Annotated in this window: 14 protein-coding genes; 2 read left to right on the plus strand and 12 right to left on the minus strand. The window is 65.4% G+C overall.

Features of this window, described 5'->3' with window-relative positions:
* The 4 genes from EZJ19_RS15795 to EZJ19_RS05905 all read right to left on the minus strand — a co-directional run.
* A partial coding sequence (locus EZJ19_RS15795; protein WP_165873484.1) for an ABC transporter substrate-binding protein occupies nucleotides 1-692 on the minus strand: 692 nt, incomplete at its 3' end.
* Nucleotides 689-1,129 carry a DUF4175 domain-containing protein gene (locus EZJ19_RS15800; RefSeq protein ID WP_165873485.1) on the minus strand — a complete coding sequence of 147 codons (441 nt, stop codon included), beginning with the start codon at nucleotides 1,127-1,129 and terminating at the stop codon, nucleotides 689-691. The genes EZJ19_RS15800 and EZJ19_RS15795, both read right to left, overlap by 4 nt.
* A 63-nt stretch (nucleotides 1,130-1,192) precedes the next feature.
* Entirely contained in the window at nucleotides 1,193-2,002 is an 810-nt protein-coding gene (locus tag EZJ19_RS05900; protein WP_131445481.1) for a sulfite exporter TauE/SafE family protein, read from the minus strand.
* A gap of 216 nt (nucleotides 2,003-2,218) precedes the next feature.
* A complete protein-coding gene (locus tag EZJ19_RS05905) occupies nucleotides 2,219-2,590 on the minus strand; it encodes a winged helix-turn-helix domain-containing protein (protein ID WP_131445483.1) in 372 nt (123 codons plus the stop codon).
* A 320-nt stretch (nucleotides 2,591-2,910) separates the two neighbouring features.
* Here EZJ19_RS05905 and EZJ19_RS05910 point away from each other — a divergent pair, with 320 nt between their 5' ends.
* Nucleotides 2,911-3,465 (plus strand): methyltransferase family protein, encoded by a 555-nt coding sequence (locus tag EZJ19_RS05910; protein ID WP_131445486.1) that lies wholly within the window; start codon nucleotides 2,911-2,913, stop codon nucleotides 3,463-3,465.
* 39 nt (nucleotides 3,466-3,504) lie between these two features.
* Here EZJ19_RS05910 and EZJ19_RS05915 read toward each other — a convergent pair whose 3' ends face one another.
* Nucleotides 3,505-4,602 carry an HD-GYP domain-containing protein gene (locus EZJ19_RS05915; RefSeq protein ID WP_131445489.1) on the minus strand — a complete coding sequence of 366 codons (1,098 nt, stop codon included), beginning with the start codon at nucleotides 4,600-4,602 and terminating at the stop codon, nucleotides 3,505-3,507.
* A 374-nt stretch (nucleotides 4,603-4,976) separates the two neighbouring features.
* Here EZJ19_RS05915 and ppc point away from each other — a divergent pair, with 374 nt between their 5' ends.
* Entirely contained in the window at nucleotides 4,977-7,760 is a 2,784-nt protein-coding gene (gene ppc / locus EZJ19_RS05920) for a phosphoenolpyruvate carboxylase (RefSeq protein ID WP_240754675.1), read from the plus strand.
* A gap of 102 nt (nucleotides 7,761-7,862) precedes the next feature.
* On the opposite strand, the gene EZJ19_RS05925 is transcribed toward ppc, so the two are convergent.
* From EZJ19_RS05925 to EZJ19_RS05955, 7 genes are all read right to left on the minus strand, one after another.
* Nucleotides 7,863-8,681, minus strand: coding sequence for a rhodanese-like domain-containing protein (locus EZJ19_RS05925; protein WP_240754680.1), 819 nt, complete (start codon nucleotides 8,679-8,681; stop codon nucleotides 7,863-7,865).
* Nucleotides 8,682-8,927: 246 nt separating this feature from the next.
* The gene (gene soxB, locus EZJ19_RS05930) at nucleotides 8,928-10,655 is read right to left on the minus strand and encodes a thiosulfohydrolase SoxB (protein ID WP_131445497.1); all 1,728 of its coding nucleotides are present in this window, start codon (nucleotides 10,653-10,655) and stop codon (nucleotides 8,928-8,930) included.
* Nucleotides 10,656-10,876: 221 nt separating this feature from the next.
* Complete coding sequence (gene soxA / locus EZJ19_RS05935) at nucleotides 10,877-11,716, minus strand: sulfur oxidation c-type cytochrome SoxA (protein WP_131445500.1); 840 nt, start codon at nucleotides 11,714-11,716, stop codon at nucleotides 10,877-10,879.
* Nucleotides 11,717-11,776: 60 nt separating this feature from the next.
* Nucleotides 11,777-12,079, minus strand: a complete 303-nt coding sequence (gene soxZ, locus EZJ19_RS05940) for a thiosulfate oxidation carrier complex protein SoxZ (protein ID WP_420813100.1) — start codon at nucleotides 12,077-12,079, stop codon at nucleotides 11,777-11,779.
* Between the two features lie 38 nt (nucleotides 12,080-12,117).
* On the minus strand, nucleotides 12,118-12,588 hold the full coding sequence (gene soxY, locus EZJ19_RS05945) for a thiosulfate oxidation carrier protein SoxY (RefSeq protein WP_131445502.1): 471 nt from the start codon (nucleotides 12,586-12,588) through the stop codon (nucleotides 12,118-12,120).
* 26 nt (nucleotides 12,589-12,614) lie between these two features.
* Complete coding sequence (gene soxX, locus EZJ19_RS05950) at nucleotides 12,615-12,977, minus strand: sulfur oxidation c-type cytochrome SoxX (RefSeq protein ID WP_131445505.1); 363 nt, start codon at nucleotides 12,975-12,977, stop codon at nucleotides 12,615-12,617.
* A 153-nt stretch (nucleotides 12,978-13,130) separates the two neighbouring features.
* A complete protein-coding gene (locus EZJ19_RS05955; protein ID WP_131445507.1) occupies nucleotides 13,131-14,549 on the minus strand; it encodes a M48 family metalloprotease in 1,419 nt (472 codons plus the stop codon).
* Nucleotides 14,550-14,589 lie beyond the last annotated feature (40 nt).

Here is a 14,589-nt window from a genome sequence, read left to right on the forward strand (position 1 = left end):
GCCAGGAACTCCACGAACCGTTGCGCCGTGTCTCGTCCCGTCGTCGCCCCGGCCGGGGCAAGCAGTGCGTGATACACGTTGACCAACACCGGGTCGCCCTGAAACAGTAACCCCAGGTTGGACAGGCTTGCCGCTTCCATCAGCCAGGTGCTCGAGTCGCACAGGAAATAGGCGCCGATATCGTTTGCCAGTCTCAGGCTGGCCGCCATGAAGTCGCCGCTTTCGACGTACCAAGGCCCGGTCGGCGCGATGCCGAGGCGGCGCCAAAGCTGAAGTTCCTTCCGGTGCGTCCCCGACTGGTCGGCCCGCGATACGAACGGACGCGCGTCGGCATGGATGCGCCGAAAGGCCTCGGCGGCACTGTGTGCCTCGGAGACCCGGGCCGGATCGGCCACCGGGCCCACGACGTAAAACGCGTTCGAGCCGATCAAGGTCTTCCCGACCGCCCAGCCTTCGGACATCGCGGTGTCGACCTCCTCCGGCGCATGCACCAGGACCATATCGACCGCTCTCTCGCGCAGCAGTCGTAGCGATAGCCCCGTGCCGGCCTTGATCCAGTTCATCGTGGCATCCTCATGCCGGCAAAATGGCAAGGCCAGCTGTTCGAGCAGACCGAGCTCGCCGGGGCTACCCGCCGCGACCGCAAAGGCACGCGCACCCGTGCCGTAGGAAATCGGGACGGGGCCGGTCACTTGCACGTCCCCCGCCATGGCCAGGCACGAACCCGTGCCGGGGCATGCGCGATCAGGGCCGACATGGCGACGACGAGGAAGAACAGTTCCGCGCGCCAGGCGACAAGCACGAAACTGGCCGCAAGCACGAGCAACTTCAACAGAATCCCCCATCCTTTCAACTGCAGGAGCCATACCCCGGACGAGGCGATGTACAGAAGCGAAAGGGCAAGGCCGGAAAACACGGCAAGTAGCCAGTACGGCCGCCAGACGGCAAGATCGGCTGCATATAGAAATCCGGCCGAACACCCGGCGACAGCCATCAGATGGACGGATCTCAGCCCGATGTTCAGCCAGCGTTCGTATGGAATCCGCCGCGGCTCCGTGGGAAACGCGACGGCGCGCCAGGATGCCAGCAAGGTAACGACCAATGGGGACCGCTTCACGGCCTTCCCCATGTCGCTTGCCGACACGGCGGCCGGCCGCCGGTAGCCGAACTCCGTCGGTGTCCCACCTGCGCATCAATGGGCATGCTGGAAGGTCTTGACCGCCGAGATCAGCAGGATCGCGCCGAGCAAGCCCAGCAACAGCCGGGTCGGTACCAGGCCGAGCATCAGCCCGCCGACGGCCGCGCCGAGGATCGAACCCACCGCCATCGACACGCCCAGCGGCCGTTCGTGCTTGAGTACGGCGAAGGCGTTGGCGCGGCTGTAGCGGACGAAGCCGACGATCATGGTGGGCAAGCTCACCATGAGCGACAGGCTGCCCGCGAGCTTGATGTCCAGACCGTAGAGCAACACGATGGTCGGAATCAGCAGTTCGCCGCCGGCAACGCCGAGCAGTGCGGCCACCATGCCGATGCCAAAGCCGGCGATCAGGCCCGCCACGATCCGTGCCGGTCCGGCCTCGAACAACGGGGCGCTGCCTTCGTGCAAGCCGGCCCAGGCATCCCAGAGGATGAGCAGCGACAGCCCGACCAGGAGCGCCATGACGATGCGGTTGAGCCATTGCGGGGACAGCTTGATGGCATGTCCCGCCGCCCACCAGGCGCCGACCAGGCTCCCCGCGAGCAGGTTCAACACCACGTCGAGGTGATTGGCCAGGACATCGGGCGTGATGGTGGCGCCGCGGAACAGCAGCGCGGCGGCAACCACCACCAGACTCATGGCCTTGTTCAGGATGACGGCTTCGAGGGTACCGAGCCGGAATAGGCCGACCAGCACCGGCAGCCGGAATTCCGCCCCGCCGAGGCCGATCAGGCCGCCCAGGGTGCCGATCAGCGAACCGGCGACGAAACCCTGGCCATTTCGGGTATGCGCGGAGGTGGACATAGCACCCCCTACTGGCCGGCGTACGCGATCACCGCAGGCCCCGGCAGGGGAAGAAGCATGCGTCGCAACCCGTATCTCATCGATCGTTTCCTTTCTTACATGACGACGGCGCAGATTCCCTCACACCGGCCCACCCGCTGGATTCACCGCACCGTTAGGTTATAAATGACATAACGGTAGGCATTAAGCAACACCCATACCAGGCCTTGATCCGGATCAAGCGGGCCAGCCGGCCAAGGCGCTGAGCGCCGCCAACTCTTTGCCGGCGCTGGCATTTAGACTGACTTCCAGGGCGTCGTAGCACTCGATGAGCGTCTGGCCCAGCGCTGTCAGGGATGTGCCGCCGCCCCCTTTTCCCCCTGTCGCAGTCGCGACAACGGGACGGCCGAAACCTTGGTTGAGGGTGTCGATAAGCAGCCAGGCGCGCTTGTAGGGCATGCCCAGTGCACGCGCGGCCGCGGCGATGGACTGCGTTTCACCGATCCGGCGCAGCAAGTCGATCTTGCCGGGGCCGATCGATATGGCGTCGCCGATATAGATTCGGGGCCGAACCAGGACGACCGGCGATATGTCATTTGAAATTGCCATGAGCGGAGGCTATCGGAAAATTTTCGATGGCCCAAGCCCAGAAGCTTTCGGTGTGCGATTTGCGACTTCTACGGCACCCGCCGAGCCGGGACGACGTTTGCCGCCCGTCAACGGCGAACCGGAAGAATGGTCGGCCTTGGCCCGGAAGGCGGCGCGGTTTCGACGGCAGCGCGCAGCCCGACGGATATTCGGCAGTATCGGGTTGCAACACGGCTTAAGATTCTGAACGACCGTCCGGCTTCGTTTAGATCGTCTATCGTTCGCCCGACAAGATTGGATGCGGCGCATCCGAATCGCCCCATCTCCGGAGGAACCCGACTTTGACCAACCGCAAACCGAAATTCACTCTCTCCGTCGTCATTCGCATAGTCGTCTGGGTCCTCATGCTGGTGGGTGGGGCTGCCGCCGGCATCTGGCCGGACCTGGCATTCTTTCCGCACCTGTTCGCCAATCCGTGGTGGCACCTGGGCAGCCTGGTGTCCGGGGTGTTGCTGCTGCGTCTGGTCTTCCGCATGAGCCGCGTCACCGGGCGCACCCTGGCCCGCCATGGGCGGGAGGGGGACCTGCCGCGCATGGAGACGAATCGCCTGGTGACGAGCGGCCCCTACGGCTGCATGCGCCACCCCATGCACCTTGGGCTGCTGTTCTTTCCCTGGGCGGTGGCCCTGCTCGTCGGATCACCCAGCTTCGTGCTCTTTGTCGCCCCGCTGGAGATGGTCGTGATGGTGATCCTGGTGCTGACCCTGGAGGAGTGGGAGGTCGCGCGCAAATTCGGCGAGGATTACCAGACCTATCGCCGACGGGTACCGCCGTTCAACCTGCGTCCGGATTGCCTGCGCCGCCTGCTCGGCCTGGACGCCGCGGAAGGCCGCTGAACCCGGCACCCCATTGCCGGCGCGGCCGGCCGCCTGGCCTCACCCCTCCGCCCAGATCCTCGGCCAGTCGAGCTTGACCCCGGCCAGGGGCAGGCTCGTGTGTTCCCGGATGCCGCAGCCGAAGTGGCTGGTCTTGCGGGCGTGCGGCTGCTGCATCGGATGGCCGGACGGCCACATCAGGCTGACGACGTATTTGGGCGTCTCGGCCGACTTGAACCAGCGCGTGATGACCGCCGTCTCCCGGTTGGCCAGCTTGACCAGGGTTCCCGGCGGGTATTTGCCGAGCAGGCGGCGCAGGATGAGCATGACGGCGTCGTCCAGGTGGCCGCGTTCACGTTCGAATGCCACGCGTACCGCGTGGCCCGGGACATACGGTAGGCGGGTGGGCCGCTGGCTCAGCATGGCCGCGAAGACATCGACCGCCCTCAGGATGCGCGCTTCGAGCCCCAGCGCCTCGGCGCCGACCTGGTATGGGTAGCCACTCTGGTCGAGGTTCTCGTGGTGCTGAAGCACGGCCCGCAGCCAGTCGACGTCGGTCACCCCGGCCTTGGCCAGCAGTTCCGTCGCGCGCCGCGGGTGGTGCGCCAGGACGGTCTTCTCCGCGCCGGTCAGCGGCCGGGATACCTCAGCAAGGTTGTCCTGCAGGGAGAACGAGGCCACGTTCATGGTCAGCGCCGCCCGAATCAGCGTCCTCCTGGCCTGGCGGCCCACGCCCATCTGCTCGGCGACCCGGTAGCTCAGTGCCGCGACGAACAAGGCATGGCGCCTGGAGTAGGACCCGACGTCGAGATGCAGCAGCATGCCGGTACACATGTCCGGGTGCGCGGCCATGAGGTCAAGCAGTTCGTCCGAGATGGCGACGTACTCGCGGGGATTCAGCCGCTTGCCCGGCGCCGAGACGTGGACGAACCGCTTTGCCAGGTCGCCGAGCAGCAGGGAAGGTGGCCGCTCGCGTTCCTCGGGCCCGGCGTCGTAGCAGTAGAGCCGCATTTCCAGCAGTCTCGCCAGGCGCGTCTGGTCCGCCAGTCGGCCGCCCTGGGCGAGCACCAGCACGCCGCTCTCGTTGAATAGGTCGAACGGGAGCGCCATCTCGAAGTCGAGATATCTGCAGTCGACCGGGATCAGTTTTCTTGCCACGGGTGCACACCTGTCCGTTCACCGCATGCCGCGGGTCGACCCGCGGCACACCCCAAATCCGGAAAAATTGGCCGCCGAGGCTGGGGCGGACGGAAAATTTTTCCGTCCGCCCCAGCCAGGACACCGTTGCGAGCCGCACCGGCTCGTGGTTACAGCCTGTATGAGGCAATCGACATGCCAGATGGCCGCAGCCGCTACGAAGTGGCCTGACCGGCGTCACGGACAAGCCGTGGCGGCAAGTCAGCGGTCGTCTCCGCACGCCCCGCGCATGCACCGCCCGGTCGCCGGCAACATTCCGGGGGGTGGCCGACCACGTCACGCTACAATCGAACCGTTCAAGCCGCATGGCCAGCTTGGCCGCGAGAGGAAAATCCATGGTTACCGAAGACAAGGATCGACGGGCGCGGGAGCGGCTACTCAGCCTGCTCCTGTCGCGCGTGTTGAAGAGCGAACTGCCGCGCCCCGTCTATACCGCCATCGGCACCCTGAACAAGGGTTTCACCGCCCTGCGCGAGCGGCCGAACCGCAAGCGCCACGCCGAACTCGACGCCCTGATCGGCAGCCTTTCGCCGGACGCGCTGTCGAGCATCATCCGCGCCTACAACCTCTATTTCAGCCTGCTCAACATCGCCGAGGAGACCGCCCTGCTGCGCCGGCGCCGGCTGCTCGTGAAGCAGGAAGGCCACATGTGGAAGGGCTCGTTCCACGACACCCTGATCGAACTGAAGGAACAGGGCATCCGGGCCGACGAACTGCAGACCCTGCTCGGCCGCCTGTGCTATCTGCCCGTGCTCACCGCGCACCCGTCCGAGGCGCGCCGGCGTACCGTCAAGGGCGCCTTGCGCAATATCTTCCTGTCCATGGAGGCGATGGACGACCCGCGCACCCGCGGCATGTACCGGGACGAGGTGCAGGAGAAGCTCTCGCGCCAGATCCGCGCCCTGTGGAAGACCGACGAGGTACGCGCGTTCAAGCTCGACGTGCGCGACGAGATCGATTCCGGCTTGTCCTATTTCCCGCAGTCGCTGTTCCGGGCGGCCACCCTCGTCTACCGGAACTTCAGCAAATCGGTGCGCGACGTCTACGGCCCCGAGACGGCCGCCGTGCTGGCCGTGCCGGCCTTCCTGCGCTTCGGCTCCTGGATCGGCGGCGACCGCGACGGCCATCCGGGCGTCACCGCCGAGGTCACCGCCCTGGCCTGGCGCATGCAGGCCCTGGCCGCCTGCGAGGAGTACCTGCGCCGGCTGGACGTGCTGTTCGCCGAGCTGAGCCTGTCCGACCGCCTGTGCCAACCGTCGGCCGCCTTCCTGGCCGGCCTTGAGGAGGACGTGCAACTGGCCGACAGCCTGTTCGGCGGCCAGCCCAACCCGCACCCCCAGGAACCCTACCGGCGCAAGATCGAGATCATGCAGTACCGCATGCGGCGCAACCGGGAGCTGATCCGGCGCGCCATCGCCGGCAGCGTGAGCAGCCTGGACGAACCCGGCTACGCCACCGCCGACGCCTTCAAGCGCGACCTTTACGTGATCCGCGACTCGCTCGACAGCCATGGCGACGGCGCCCTGGCCCAGGGCGAGCTGCAGGACCTGATCATGCTGGTCGAGACCTTCGGCTTCCACCTCATGCAGCTGGACGTGCGCCAGGAGTCGACCCGGCACAGCGAGACGGTGGCCGAGATCCTCGGCCAGGCGCTCGGCACCGACTACGCGGCCCTGGACGAGGACGCCCGCATCGAGCTGCTGGCCGACGCCATCGCCAACCCGGCGGCACTGAATTACGACGCCGGCGCCCTGAGCGAAAGCGCGCAGGAAACGCTGCGGGTGTTCCGGCTCATCGCCCACATGCGCCAGGAGATCGGGCCCGAATGTTTCGGCCGCTACGTCATCTCGATGACACATACCGCGTCGCACGTCATGGAGGTGATGATGCTGGCGGCCCAGGCCGGCCTGGCCGGGCGCCTGGCCGGCGGCTGGTACTGCCACATCGGCATCTCGCCCCTGTTCGAGACCATCGACGACCTCAAGCACGCCGAGGCGGTGCTGGATCGGCTCTACAGCCAACCGACCTACCGCAGCCTGCTCCTGGCCTACGGCGAGGGCCAGGAGGTGATGCTCGGCTACTCCGACTCCTGCAAGGACGGCGGCATCCTGGCGTCGTCCTGGAACCTGTACGAGGCCCAGAAGCGCATCATGGCCCTGTCCGACCGGCACGGCGTGCCCTGCCGGCTGTTCCATGGCCGCGGCGGCACCCTGGGCCGGGGCGGCGGCCCCACCCACGAGGCCATCCTGGCCCAGCCGCCCGGCACCGTGCGCGGCGAGTTGAAGCTGACCGAGCAGGGCGAGGTGTTGTTCTACAAGTACAACAACATGGAGACGGCGGTATACGAGTTGACCCTGGGCATCACGGGCACGCTCAAGGCCAGTTGCAACCTGGTCCGGCCGGCCAGTGCCGAACGCAAGGACTACCTGGCCATCATGGACGACATGGCGGCCGAGGGCGAAGCCGTCTACCGGGACCTGACCTGCGCCACGCCCGGCTTCCTGGACTATTTCTACGAGGTCACGCCGATCCAGGAAATCGGCCTGCTCAACATCGGCTCACGGCCCTCGCACCGGAAGAAGGGCGATCGTTCGCTGGCGTCCGTGCGGGCGATCGGCTGGGTATTCGCCTGGGGCCAGTCGCGCCACGCCCTGCCGACCTGGTACGGCGTCGGCGGCGCCATCGAGCGCTGGCGCAAGAACGATCCCGCACGCCTGGCCAAGCTGCAGACCATGTATCGGGAATGGCCGTTCTTCCGCACCCTGCTCTCGAACGCCCAGATGGCCCTGTACAAGGCGGACATGGGGATCGCCCGGGAATATGCCGGGCTGTGCCTGGACAAGGCGGCCGGCGAGCGCATCTTCGACAAGATCCGGATGCGCCATGAACGGGCCGTGATGCAGATACTCAACGTCGCCGACATCCAGTCGCTGCTCGAAGAGAGCCCGGACCTGGCCGTCTCGCTGGCCCACCGCAACCCCTATCTCGACCCCCTGAACCACATCCAGGTGATCATGCTGCACAAGCTGCGCGAGCACGAGGGGCCCGACAACCCGTGGCTGGAGCCGCTGCTGCGCTCCATCAACGCCATCGCGGCCGGGATGCGGAATACCGGCTGACCGGCCAACACGGGAAAGGAAAAAGCCCCGTCTTGCCGGACGGGGCTTTTTCGCCATTTTCCATCACGCCGGGCTCGCCGCCCGGCTCCAGGCGCTGCGGCGCTATTGCACCGGCGTCAGGTTCAACGCCTTGTACAGGCCCGGGTCGCGCTCATACGCCAGCGGCGGCTGCACCTGGGTGGTCCACGGCAAGGCCGCGAAGTTGCGCCAGCCGTCCTTGTCCGGATTCGCGTCCTTGGTCTGGCTGTACACGTCGGCGGCGTCCGCGTTGAGCTGGCCGTCATTGTTCAGGTCGAGCCGGCAGCCGGTCGGGCAATCGGGGGCGAGTTCCAAGGCATCGGAGCCCGTCTTGAAGGCGTATTTCGGCTGTCCGACGAAACCTTCCCAGATGTTGCGGACATTGGTGAACGGTTGCAGGCCGCGGTCCTTGGTCGCCGGGTCGGACTCCGGGTTGGCCAGGATGTTGCCGGCCAGGACACTGCGGTGGCCGGTCCGGCACAAGGTCATGATGGGCGTGTCCATGCGGCCGCCGACGATGCGGTACACCTCCCAGTAAAGCTTCAGGGGATCCTGAGGTGCATCCCCGCCCATGCCGCTCACGGTCGGGAAGGGCACGTTGTACGCATCTTCGGGATGGCCGGAGGCATATTCGCGCAGGGAGCGGACATCGATCAGGACGGGCTTGGCTTCGCCGGGAGCATTGGTGAAATCCTTGCTGTGTTCCATCGCAAGGTAGGCACCCGAAACACTGATCTCCGCCTTGTAATAGCGCGGCAGGCTGTAGTAACGGTTGCCATCCGGCGGGCTGTCCGCCGCCGCCGTCGTCGTGAGTACGGTGGCAATAGCCGCCGCCAACAGCGTGATGCCGTTTCTTAGATACATTCCAAGTCTCCTCGAGCAATGGGAATTGGTGTCGATCACCAAGGATTTGCGCCGCCTGTTCGTTTCTTATGGATGCGGCTAAATGAAAATTACTCCTGAAACCCCAATTCATCAATATTTTTTATTAAGCATTTGTTTTTATTTATAAGCATATTCTGATGGGCTTGTTGTGGAAGTCTGCCGGCAGGTGCCGACACCGATGCCGGCGGCTGCCCGCTGGAACGGCCTCAGGAAAAAGAAACGGGGCCTTGCGGCCCCGTTCCGGTTCGGCGGTTTTCCCGAGCCTTACAGAACGATGCCCGGGTTGTTCTTCGGGATACCGACCACCTTGGGCTGGTTGAGCTTGAGGCCCTTGATGACCTTCTTGTCGCGCAGGTACTCGGCCACCACTTCCCAGACCGGCGCGCCCTGCGCGCCCTCGGCCACCGGTGCCCAGCCGGCTACCTTGTAGGTCTTGTCCGGATCGACCGGCTTGCCGTTCAGGGTCATGTCGCTGATGCGGTGGCCGATGGTCTTGGTCGGATCGACCGTATAGTGGATGCCGCCGACGCGCACCATGTCGCCGCCCTGCTGGTAATACGGATCCGGGTTGAACAGGTTGTCGCAGACGTCCTCCATGATGTTCTTGATCATGGTCCCCTTCATCGGGGTCAGGGTGGACTGCGGGTAGGTGATGGCGGTCTGGTCCATCAGCTTTTCCATGGTGATGGATTCGCCCGGCAGGATCGTGGTGCCCCAGCGGAAGCCCGGCGAGAAGCCGGCGTCGGCACCCTTGACCGCCATGATGGCATCCAGGATGAGTTGGTCCCAGGTACCGTTGAAGTTGCCGCGGCGATAGAGGAAATCGTCCGACACCGCGAGGACCTCGTTCAGCTTGCTCTCGTAGGGCGCGCGGATCTTCTGGATCAAGGCATCCATCTTGGCGTCGGCGGCCAGGAAGTTGGCGAACACGGGCAGCAGGCGATACTTCCAGCCCTTGACCTTGCCGTCCTTGACCTCGAAGTCCATGACGCCGAGGAACTTGCCGTTCGAGCCGGCGTTGGTGACCAGGCAGGTGCCGCCGTCGGGAGTCTTCACCGGGACCGGCTGGTAGACGCCGTCATGGGTGTGGCCGCCGAAGATGGCATCGACGCCGTTGACGCGGCTGGCCATCTTGAGGTCGACGTCCATGCCGTTGTGGGACAGGACGACGACCACCTTGGCACCCTTGGCGCGGGCCTCGTCGACCCACTTCTGCATGCTGTCGTCGCGGATGCCGTAGGACCAGTCCGGCACCATGTAGCGCGGGTTGGCCACCGGGGTGTAGGGGAAGGCCTGGCCGACCACGGCGACGGTGACGCCGTTGATCTCGCGCAGGGTGTAGGGCTTGAACACCTGGTCGCCGAAGTCGTTGGTGACGATGTTCTGGGCGACGAAGTCGAGGCCGGCCTTCTTGAAATCGTTGTTGACGATCTCCTGGACGCGGTCGGCACCGTAGGTGGCTTCCCAGTGCGGAGTCATCACGTCGACGCCGAGGGCGATGCAGGCGTCGACCATGTCCTGGGCGTTGGTCCACAGCGCGGTGGCGGAACCCTGCCAGGTGTCGCCGCCGTCGAGCAGCAGGCAGCCGGGGCGCGAGGCGCGCACCTGGTCGACCAGCGTCTTCAGGTGGGCGAAACCGCCGACCTTGCCGTAGGTCTTCGCGGCGGTCTGGAAGTCCAGGTAGGTGAAGGCATGGGCGTCGGCCGTGCCGGGCTTGAGGCCGTAGTGCTTGAGGAAGTGGGTCCCCACCAGGTGCGGCACCTTGCCGGCCATGGAGCCGACGCCGAGGTTGACGTTGGGCTCGCGGAACCAGATCGGCAGCAGCTGGGCATGGGTGTCGGTGATGTGCATGAACGACACGTTGCCGGCCGGCGGCGCATCGTAGTAGCCGGCCGGCAGGGTGCCGGCCAGCACGGCGCGGCTGTCCAGGACCAAACCGGAAGCCGCCGCGGCGGCCAGGACCTGCAGGAATTCACGACGACTCATGGACATGGGTAGCTTCCTCTCGATTGTCTCCGGCTGCAGGCATCCGGCAGCCGCTACGCTGGATCATCCCGGCTGCGCCGCATTCGGGTGCGATACGCGGACCGGGCCGGAGGCCCGGAGGTACCGACGCTGCGGTGCAACCGATCGATATTCTCAAAAGAACCGGGCCCGCAGGCCCGGCCTCACACGACCCCGCCGTCCATCCGGACGGACAGGGCCCAGGGGCATTACTTGCGGAACACCGAGGACTTCAGTTCCATGCCGTTGGACAGGTAGGAATGGAAGTACTCCAGGTTGTTGAAACGGGTGCTGCCTTCCTTGTCCGGCACCTGACGAACCTGCTTGAAGCAGCCCGAGTAGCGCTTTTGCAGGGTGGTCGGCACGTCGCCGCCGTCCTTGCCGCGGAACACCGGGAAGTGGGTCGCCTGGCCGAGCACCGGCGACAGGATTTCCGAACGCAGGTTGTTGCCGGCGGCGTCGATGTGGCAGGACGCGCAGGAGAAGTTGAGCTGGCCGGCGCGGGCGTAGTAGGTTTTCTTGCCGTCCTCGAAGGCCTTGAGCGCGGCCGGGCTGTCGACCTTGATGTTCATCTTCATGCCGTCGGACAGGGTGCGGGCATACGAGGTCAGCACGCCCATGGTCTTCATGTCGTCGTACTTGTACGGCTCTTCGCCGTTGGCGACGCGGCAATCGTTGATGGCATCCTCGAAGGTCACGACCTTGCCCTTGGCTTCGTCGAACATCGGGTAGTTGCCGGCGATCATCTTGCCGCCGTTGGGCAGGCAGTCGGCGTAGGTCTTGCCGCTCTTGAACGGCGTGTCCCACATCTTCTTGCCCTTGTCGAGCACCTCGACGAAGGGCGGGAATTCCATGATGCTGTCGTACTGGGACTTGGAGTCCGGACTGAACGCCAGGGCACCGTAGATGTAGTCATCAATCTTGATGTCCGAATACTTGTTCTTGAAGTAGTTGATCAGCTTGGTGCGGTCGTCCTCGGGACCCGCAACAGCCGACACCGAACCCAGGACGATGCCAGCCCCGGCCAAAATCATAATCAGTTTCTTCATGCCGTCCTCCAGATGGACGCGGCCGCCGGCTGGCGCCGGCCGGCCCGCGTCGATTTCCAATCAGCCGATGTCGGCTTCAGCGCTATCCTTCTCGCCCTTGTTGTCCAGGGTCTCGATCACGACCTTGTCGCCCGCCTTGGCACCCTTCACCTTGAACGCCAGGTACGGGTTCTTGGAAATGCCGCCGCCCCACTGCGCGTCCAGCACCACCTTGCCACCCACCGTCGCCGTCACGTTCGTGATGTGGTGCGCCGGCACGATCTCGCCCGTCTTCGCATCCTTGCGCAGACCCGTCTCCATCACGTGGTTCATCAGCGCCTTGATCTCAGCAACATCTCCGGCCATCGAGGCACGAATCTTCATCCCAGCCATCTTGTCTTCCTTTCTCTATCCGTTGCCGATCAGCCGCCGCAGCCACCAATGGTGACCTTGACTTCCTTCGCCGCCTTGTAAACCTTGCCGCCAGCCTTCACGACCGCAACAACGTTCGACGTCGCTCCCATCTTGATCCGCGTCGACACGTAGCCTTCCGCTCCGTTCTGCAGACCAAAATCGGCAATCAGCGGAAAACCGTTCTTCTCCGCCAGAATGATGATGTGTTCCGTGCCCGGAATCGCCGAAATCACTTCCACAGGCACCACCGCGCCGTTCTCGGCAATGTCCGGCGCCTTCACCGTGATCTGGCCGCTGTCCGCGCCGCCACTCGCTCCCTCGCTCGACAGCGCACCCGCCATATCCTTGGCCTCGAACGCCGCCTTGTTCCACCCGGCCGCCCATACCGTCCCCGGCTTCAGCAGCCCGGCCGCCGCCGCCACCGTCACCACACTGGCGGCACCCGCGCCCTTCAGGATACTTCTACGTTGTTCGTTCATCTCCACTCCTTCCACGCTTTTGGATGTCACAGGCCGTAGACGAAATCGACGACCTTGTCGATTTGCTCCTCGGTCAGCGCCTTGTGCTTGCCGAACGGGGGCATGATGGTATTGGGATTGGTCGCCGTGGCGTCCCAGATCTTGGCGCGCATCACCTTCTTGTCCGGGAAGCGAGCACTCATGGCGATCAGGGGCGGGCCGCTGTTGCCGGGCTGTTCGGCATCGGGCATCGTGGGCATCGCATGACAGGCCAGGCAGTTGCCCTTGCTGCTGTTGTAGGCGATTTCCTTACCGGTCTCTTCCTTGGCCGGGTCCGCAGCCAGGGCGACGTTGATACCCAGCGCGGCGAGCAAAGCCAAGCCGGTACCGACGGAAACAAGATTCCGCATGGTCTCTCCTTCCTCATCCAAAAGATTATTGATCCCGGGACACCCGGGTAAGCGATATTACTTAAGTTAAGTACAACGCATCTACAACTATATGTCAGACTAATTTACTCGGGCAAGCAGTACATTCATACGCACGCCGCGCGGCGGTCCCGGTCAGGGTTTGGCCTCGCGCTGCTGACGTTCGCGCAACTCGCGCAGGCGGGCGTCGACCATGGACATGGTGTAGAAGTCGCCGTCCCCCGCCTGACGGGCGAGCTGGAGTTGCTCCATCGCCTGCGCCGGCTGGTCGAGCCGGATGTGCGCCTCGGCCTGGGCCAGATGGCCCTCGGAACGCTTGCCCAAGGCATGATCGCTTTCCGCCAGCAGGCGGTAGAGGACGTCGTCGTCGTCCCAGGCGCGCAGCTTTTCCGCCACGTAGCTCTTCGTGTCCGCCGCGCGGCCGACCCGGAGCAAGGCCCGGGCATAGTCGTATACCAGCGGGCGGTAGTTCGGGTACTTGGCCAGGCCCGCCTTCAGGATGTCCACCGCCTTGGCCGGCTGGCCGGTTTCCTGACGCAGGCGCGCGGCCAGGGTGACCGCCATGGGCGAGGTCAGCTCCGGCTGGACCTGGTTGAAGGCCTTGACCGCGGTATCGCGCTCGCCGACCCGCAAGGCCGCCAGGACGAAGCCGTAACGGGTCGCGGCGTCGCTCTGCTTGCTGGCGGCCAGGACTTTGAAGTGCTTGTAGGCGTCGTCCGGCTCGCCGGCCGCGGCCTGGACGCGCGCGCGCACGAGCTGGAAGTCGAGGCTGTCCAGATGCTGGCGGTAGGGCAGCTCGCTGAGCCGGTTCTGCAGGTCGGCCATGCGCTCGTAGGTCAGCGGGTGGGTGCGCAGGTAGGCCGGCGCCTTGCTCTCGTACAGGCGGCCGTTCGCCTGCAGGCGCTCGAAGAAGCTGGCCATGCCGGCCGGGTCGTAGCCGGAATCGGACAGGGTCTGCAGGCCGATCCGGTCGGCCTCGCGTTCGTGCTCGCGGGTGTAGTCGAGCTGATTCTGGATCGACATGGCCTGGGCGGTGGTCACCGCCGCCTGGGCGATCTGGGCATTGTCCGAACGGGCCGCCAGGATGGCCACGGCCAGCGCCGCCAGGGTGGTCAGGGTGGAGCCCTTCTGGGCCGCGACGATGCGCGCGATGTGGTTCTGGGTGACGTGGGAGATTTCGTGCGCCAGTACCCCCGCCAACTCGGATTCGTTGCGCACCGCCGAGATCAGGCCGGTGTGCACACCGATGTAGCCGCCCGGCAGGGCGAAGGCGTTGATCGATGCGTCGCGGACCACGAAGAACTCGAAGTGGCGGTACGGCGCCGGACTGGCCGCGACGAGCTGGCGGCCGAGCCGGTTGATGTAGTCGGTGGTCTCGGGGTCGTCGAGAAAATCCTTGTCGCCGCGGATCTGGCGCATGGCCTCGGCGCCGATCTGCGCCTCCTGGGCCTCGCTCATGGTCGCGCGCGCCGACTCGCCCAGGTCGGGCAGTTCGGAGGCATACGCCGGAGCCAGCAGCCAGCTGAGCAAGATCAAGGTGACGAGGCGTTTCATCCGGCTATGATAACCACCATTCCAACCAGGTTCCCCAGCC

The sequence above is a fragment of the Parasulfuritortus cantonensis genome (assembly GCF_004337445.1).
Lineage (GTDB): Bacteria > Pseudomonadota > Gammaproteobacteria > Burkholderiales > Thiobacillaceae > Parasulfuritortus > Parasulfuritortus cantonensis.